We start from the raw sequence: 6,716 nt of genomic DNA, 5'->3' as shown, positions 1-6,716 counted from the left end.
ACTCCTTGAAACCGAGCGTGCGGCCCGAAGCATACCCCATCCTTTAAAATAAAATAACCACACGCAATTTGATTTTTTAAAGCATCTTGACCAGTTATTTGCTCATCCTTTCAAAACTTCCTTGTCCGTGCAAAGTACCTCTCTCCACCTGAGTCCTAGCTCCGAGAGGGAAAAGCCGCCTCCGATCAAAGTAATTGAATTCTTTATAATATGGTCAAGCACGGCAGCCGTAAACCCGATTTCCGGGTTGATTCCCCCAATTCCAAAGACTGCAGTAAGGGCAACTTCATATGTTCCTATAGCTCCAGGCGTTATAGGAAAAGTTTTTGCTATATTTCCTAGAGCTACAGCCAGGAAAATCAGAGATATCATATATGTAGATGAGATGTTCACCCCTACTGTCGGAAAAGATTTGAGGACAAGGAAACAGGTGAGTATATCTGTTCCCCATATAAGAAGAGAAGATGCGGTCACTGCAAGAAACGCACTCGGCTGTACGGCAACGATACTCATCTGATGAAGAAAAGTAGCTGCAAAGCTTTTTATTTTTCCAGAAAACCCATTCTGGGAATTATCCGTTCCCAACATTTTTGTAGTGAAGTTTTCTCGGAAAGACACAACGAATAGAATTAAAAAGAAAAGTATTACTGCAAGTCCAGACAGCTTTATCAGGGAGTCCATCCATGGGGCGAGTTTAAAACGGGAAGCAGCACCTGAAGACGCAAGTATTGCTATCGAAGTAATTGCAACTACATCAAAGACTCTTTCTACAGTTAGTGAGGAAAAGCTAGTTGTATAGTCAAGATCTTTGCTTTTTTTCAGGATATACATCCTGCTTAGATCTCCTATCCGCGCCGGGAGAATTACGTTTGCGGACTGGCTGATAAAAATGCTTCCTGTAAGAAATCCAAGCCCGTATTGATTTCCGAGTCTTTTAAGGATCTGCTGGAAGCGGACTCCTCTTATAGGCCAGGAAATACAGTATACCAGAGAGGCAAGCCCCAGAGTCCTGAAGGATGCCTGCTTTATATTTTCCAGAATATCGGATGCGCCCAGGAAGGTTGCAACAAATGCAAGGATCAGGATTGCGAGGGTGGCTGTTAAATAGAATTTTCCTTTTCCTGATACTTCAAGTGGGAATGAGAGTTCCCTCCTGAGTCTGAATATTTCAGACCCCATTCCTTTGACATCTTTTGCCAGATTAACCTTGCTTGACCCTCCATGTCTCCAGTAAACCGGAAATTCTATTACCCTGTATCCTTTGTGCTGGGCTCTTACGAGTACTTCAGTATCCCAGAACCAGTGTTCATTCTCTACCTCATCGAGGAATTCAAAGAGAGCTTCTTTTCTAAAAGCTTTAAAGCCACACTGGTGATCATAGAGTTTTGAGTGCAGAAAAAGCCTAACTAGAAAATTATATCCTCTGCTTGCAAACTCCCGCTTAAAAGGTCTTTTCGCATCGCTTTCGCGCATCATTCTTGAGCCTGTTGCAAAATCATAGTCATCCGTGCTTACAGACCTGATCAGCTTTTCCAGATATTTCATATCTGTCGCAAGGTCCACATCAATATAGCAGAGGACCTCTCCTGAAGCGGCCTTAAAAGCCCGGTTAAGAGCTTTTCCCCGTCCCTGCCGTTTGTCCGAATGCAAGTGGACAACGTAAGAGTACTGTTCCGAGAGACTGGAAGCAATCCGATCAGTACCATCCGTGCTACCGTCTTCGGCTATAATGATCTCGAAATGATCAGTTATTTTTAAAAGTGTCTCAGCTGTAACTAAGACAGCTTCCTCTATATTCGCTGCCTCGTTATACGCCGGTAGAACCACCGAAACGCTGGTAATGGATAACCCCCCTTAATTTTCATTCCAGTATTAGGAGCGAATTTCCTATTTGTATAAATAGACTTTTATATAACTCCCAAGTTTAAGGTTCCCCCTAAAAACCGAAAACTCAGAATTCTCTTTTTACTTTATAAATCTGGACTGAGTCCTGGTAAACCAGTTCAAAATAAGTTTCGTCCTCGAACTTAACCGTCCTTATATCATACATCTGCCGTTCAAGCTGACCGATATACACATAGCTTACTTTATATTTATTCATAAGCTCAAGAGCTTTTTTTTTACTGTCGGTACTGTAAATGGAATTTACGTCTTCAAGCCTTTTCCTGATTTCTTCTTGGTTTCTTCCCCAGAACTGTTCATGTCTTGACCAGCCAATAACTGTAGGAAGCCCAGTATTTGTCGAGACACGGGAGATATAACTATAACTGCTATCATCTGAGGAAGCTTCAAGAACTACTGGAGTACCTTTGATATTTTCCTGGATCCATTTTATAGCGTCATAATCCCCCTTATCAATCCCTTTCATATATTCCATGCCGTCAAGGGTAGGTTTTGCATTCATATCCTTTATTCTTGTAATGGTAGCTACTATAGGAAAAACACTACACGAGAGAACTAGGAGCAAAAGTGAGATCGTCCAGACTTTCTTTCCATAAACCATGCTCGAAGGAAGGCTACTCTCATGCATGGTTCTGTAGCGGAGATAAAGCTCATAGAATGAATAAGAAGCTGCAATAGCCAGAAAAATCCATAAATGCATGTAAAATTTGAAAACCGTATTCATGCGGGCGAAGCTCCCAGAAATTGGGTCATCTAGGAAGATTATTTCGCAGATAAGGGCTATAAATGCAGCTGCTGCTGTAAGGAGAGATACAAATCCTGCGTTGCTCCTTTCCGGAAGGTCTTTTATGAAGGAATAGAGTGAAAGGACAAGTAAAGGGAGAAGGATCACAAGCAGGGGAGTAGCCCATTCTCTGGCAAAGAATGCAGCTATTCCTGTCCACAGGATGAAATATTGTATTTTTCGTTTGGATTCTAGGCGTGCGATAAGGAAAGAAAAGGTCAAAAAAAGAAAGAGGCTGAACAGGATAAGGAATTCTTCAATTGTTGTCCTGATTTCCGGCTGAACAAAGTCAAATCCACCTGCGGCTTGAGGTTTAAAAGATAGGTAAAAAGGCAAGTACGGAAGAAGGCTAAAAATAGAAACCAAAAAAACTGTTCCCAGAAAGCCGGTAATGGAGCAAGATAGTCTTTTATTACGAATATAATGCCCGTAGTAAAAAGCAAAAATAACTGCAAACATCAGGCCAAAATATATCGGGAAATCCCAGGAATTGGAAGGAAATAAAAAGCCAAGAGATATTGAAAAAATAAGAAGAGCCAGCATACTTTCAAAGATTCGGTTGCTATCTTTCCTGATATATATGTTCAGGAGGAAAGCAAGTACCAGAAGCTGGAAAGGAATTGCAAGCATATGAGAATGCAGGTCACCGTGTATGAAACTGAAGTACGGAAACTCGTTTATCGTATACGGGATAACTCTCGAACTGCTCCAGTAGTATCCCATTGGGACTGTCTCCTTGGTAAAATATACGTATATGAATTCTTTAAGCCCCTGTAAATTTCCTAGCAAGATTACGGATACTGAAGTGAGGATCCCACATCTGATTTTTCCATGAGTAAGATTGTATCCAAATCCGAAAAGGAGATTGAAGGAAAGGGCGAAAGTGAGTGCAATAGCCAGATTGAAGAGCATGGATGGTTCGACAGAAAGCAGTTTTCCCGGAACTCCAACCGAAAGGTATCCAAAGTAATAATAAAATTCGAGGGAGCCGCCTGCAAACCAGGGATCTCTCGGAGGAAACGAAGAAGTTCTCATTACTGTGTTCAGAAAAGCAAAATCCATAAACTTTTCATGCCTGTAAATCTCAGGGAGATACATGCGTACAAGCAGGAAAAAAAAGAACCCTGCAGCGAATAAAAGTTCATTTGATAACAGAATCTTCTTTTTTGGTAAAGTCCTTTGTTTTCGATAAACAATTATCGATATAAGGCAAAGTAAAAGTACTGAGATCAGGATCGTGCGTCTGTTAAAACCCCATACATAAGAAAAAAGCCAGGCAAGATACGTAACGAGCACTATTCCCAGGGTCTTCGCTGCAGAATATCCTCTGTCAGCAAGCCGATTTCCAGTTATTCCGGCAAGAGGTATGGAAATCAAGCCCAGTACTTCAATGAAAACAAACCAGAAAATTACATGAAGATACTCTAACACAGCTCTCTTCCCTTTAAAATTGGTTTTTTAACGTACACTTTCTAAAGCCCCACTCTATTGAAGTGTACTTTTCATGCACAAAACCTGTATTCAAAGCCTGAGCTTTTTGTTGGTTCTGAAAGGTCACTAAAGGTCAATATTGGTTCTGAGAGGTTATTTAAATCTTCCAAATACTTTTGCAGTCGGTATTCCTGTTCCCCAACTTTTATTTACCTGACATAAGTGCCGATAATATGTATTTTAATAATATGTATTTTGTAAATAGATTTATATTTTTATCGTATGGAAAAAATTTTCTTTTTCTTCCAATTTTATCTTTTTTAAATTTTACATGATTGAATTCTCTCTAGAGGCCTGTAACAAGCCTTCATTATTCACTATTCCTCTGTATTTCCTTTGTATTCAGGTTTTTGTTCTTTGTGTTCGGCTTTGCTAATTCTTATCTCGCTAATTCGTATCCTATTTTGATTTCATTAGTAACTAATATATACGTTAAAAATGTATAAAGATCAAATTAGTTTCACAATGTAACTAATTCAAACATAGTACTTCTAGAATAATTCTCTGAGAACAGTTATCTGAGAATAGTTGTTCGAGAATAGTTATCCGATAATAGTTCAACATATGAAAAAAGGCTAGATCGAAACAACCTCTGGTCTAGTCTGCCGCCAAACAGATGCGGTAAACCTGCATGCTAGCTTTCCGAATTCGATTATGGCTTTTTAAATACACAAAAAGTAGCACGCTTTACTAACCTTAAGAGATCTTCAAAAGAAAAAAGAGACATAACGAGACATAATATATGAATTCAAAAAAATCAAGATTATGGACTAACGATTTTGTAGTCATCTTCGTTGAAAATTTTATAGCTGCTTTAAGTTTTTACTTATTAATGATAGTCATGTCTGGATATGCGATGAGTAAATTTAATTCATCCCCAGGTGAAGCGGGCTTTTCTGCCAGCATATTCATAATTGGCGGACTTATCGCACGTCTGTTTGTCGGAAAATGGATCGGACAAATCGGTCATAAGAAGACCCTTTACTCGGGAGTTATTTTAAGCTTAATTATGACGCTATTATATTTTAGGATTAATAATATTTTTCATCTGTTTACTGTCCGCTTTCTTCATGGCATGGGATTTGGTATTACTACTACAGCAACGGCTACAATCGTTGCAAATATTATTCCTATGGAAAGGAAGGGTGAAGGGATTGCCTATTTCGGATTAAGTCAGATACTCGCAACCGCTATCGGCCCCTTTTTAGGTATGTTCATTAGCCAGTATGGCAGTTTCGTCATGATTTTTGCTACTTGTGCAGTTGCCTCAGCAATCAGTCTTGTAATTCTGCCATTTTTATCATCCTTACATAAAATGGAATTAACAAAAGAACAGCTGGAGAAAATGAAGGGATTTAAATTTAACAACTTCTTTGAACCCAGGGTAATTCCAATTTCAGTTGTTTGTATGTTTATTTTCAGCTGTTATTCGAGTGTTGTGTCCTTCCTTGAAGTGTACTCCAAGGAAATTCATCTCGTGGATGCAGCCAGCTTCTTTTTCATAGTATATGCCGCAGTAATTTTAGTTTCGAGGCCGATTATTGGTCGACTGTTTGACTCCAAAGGTGAAAATGCAATCATGTACCCGGCAATTCTTACATTTACGGCTGGAATGATACTGTTTAGCCAAACTCATCACGGTTATACACTTTTGTTAGCCGCAGCTTTGATAGGGCTTGGATTTGGAGCTATACAGTCCAGTACTCAGACCATTTCTGTTAAAATAACTCCACAAAACCGTATGGGATTGGCGAATTCAACCTATTTTGCGTTTTCAGACATAGGAATGGGAATTGGGCCTTTAATGGTTGGATTTATTATTCCTTTTACTGGTTACAGAGGAATATACATGCGCATGGCAGTTTTTGCGGTGGTGTGCCTGATATTGTATTATTTATTACATGGGAAAAAAGCTATGCGCAGCAAAGGCGTTGGACATTTCTAAATAGTGTCTGAAAGAAGATATAAACCTAAAAATCTACGATTATAATCTCAAATTAGTTTCATTCGTTATTAATTCTTAACTAGCTTATTCCAAAGCAAACTTCCCGGTGTTATAAAATGGAGGATAAAATCATGGCAGATCCAAGAGAAATCCTCGGTTCGATCGCCATCATCTACCGGAGCCATCTAGCTTGTATGGCAAAAGAACTCGAAGCTTACAGGATCGGAAGCGGACAATTTTATTTTTTAATGGTTTTATACCGCAAGGATGGCATATCTCAGGAAATTCTTGCAAAAACGCTTAAAGTTAGTAAAGCAACAAGTACAAGAGCGATCAAGAACCTGGAAAAAGAAGGTTACGTGTACAGACAAAGAGATAAAAATGACCTTTGGGCTTACAGGGTTTATCTGACTGAAGAAGGAAAGGAAGTAAGAAAGGTGATTCTGGAAAAATTGGTTCTTTTTGCCGATATGCTCCTTTCGGATTTCACACTGGAAGAAAGAGAACTTCTCAGGCGGTTGATACGTAAGGCTTAATTTAAATTTCATGAATCGGAATTCAAGCTCCTTATTTTTGACAGGCTGATCGATGAAT

4 protein-coding genes are annotated in these 6,716 nt (G+C 39.2%); 2 read left to right on the top strand and 2 right to left on the bottom strand.

The genetic code is table 11. The features are described from left to right. Positions 1 to 102 precede the first annotated feature (102 nt). Both BP861_RS07985 and BP861_RS07980 read right to left on the bottom strand, forming a co-directional pair. Positions 103 to 1,827, bottom strand: a complete 1,725-nt coding sequence (locus BP861_RS07985) for a flippase-like domain-containing protein (RefSeq protein ID WP_292374216.1) — start codon at positions 1,825 to 1,827, stop codon at positions 103 to 105. 124 nt (positions 1,828 to 1,951) lie between these two features. Next, positions 1,952 to 4,117 carry a DUF2298 domain-containing protein gene (locus BP861_RS07980; protein WP_292374214.1) on the bottom strand — a complete coding sequence of 722 codons (2,166 nt, stop codon included), beginning with the start codon at positions 4,115 to 4,117 and terminating at the stop codon, positions 1,952 to 1,954. Positions 4,118 to 4,919: 802 nt separating this feature from the next. On the opposite strand from BP861_RS07980, the gene BP861_RS07975 reads away from it, so the two are divergent. Together BP861_RS07975 and BP861_RS07970 are read left to right on the top strand one after the other, a co-directional pair. Further along, positions 4,920 to 6,122 (top strand): MFS transporter, encoded by a 1,203-nt coding sequence (locus BP861_RS07975; RefSeq protein WP_292374211.1) that lies wholly within the window; start codon positions 4,920 to 4,922, stop codon positions 6,120 to 6,122. Positions 6,123 to 6,253: 131 nt separating this feature from the next. After that, positions 6,254 to 6,658, top strand: coding sequence for a MarR family winged helix-turn-helix transcriptional regulator (locus BP861_RS07970; protein WP_292374209.1), 405 nt, complete (start codon positions 6,254 to 6,256; stop codon positions 6,656 to 6,658). Positions 6,659 to 6,716 lie beyond the last annotated feature (58 nt).

The sequence above is a fragment of the Methanosarcina sp. UBA411 genome (assembly GCF_002495725.1).
Lineage (GTDB): Archaea > Halobacteriota > Methanosarcinia > Methanosarcinales > Methanosarcinaceae > Methanosarcina.
The sequence above is the reverse complement of the archived record's forward strand: the minus strand, read 5'-3'. Positions and strand labels throughout refer to the sequence as shown.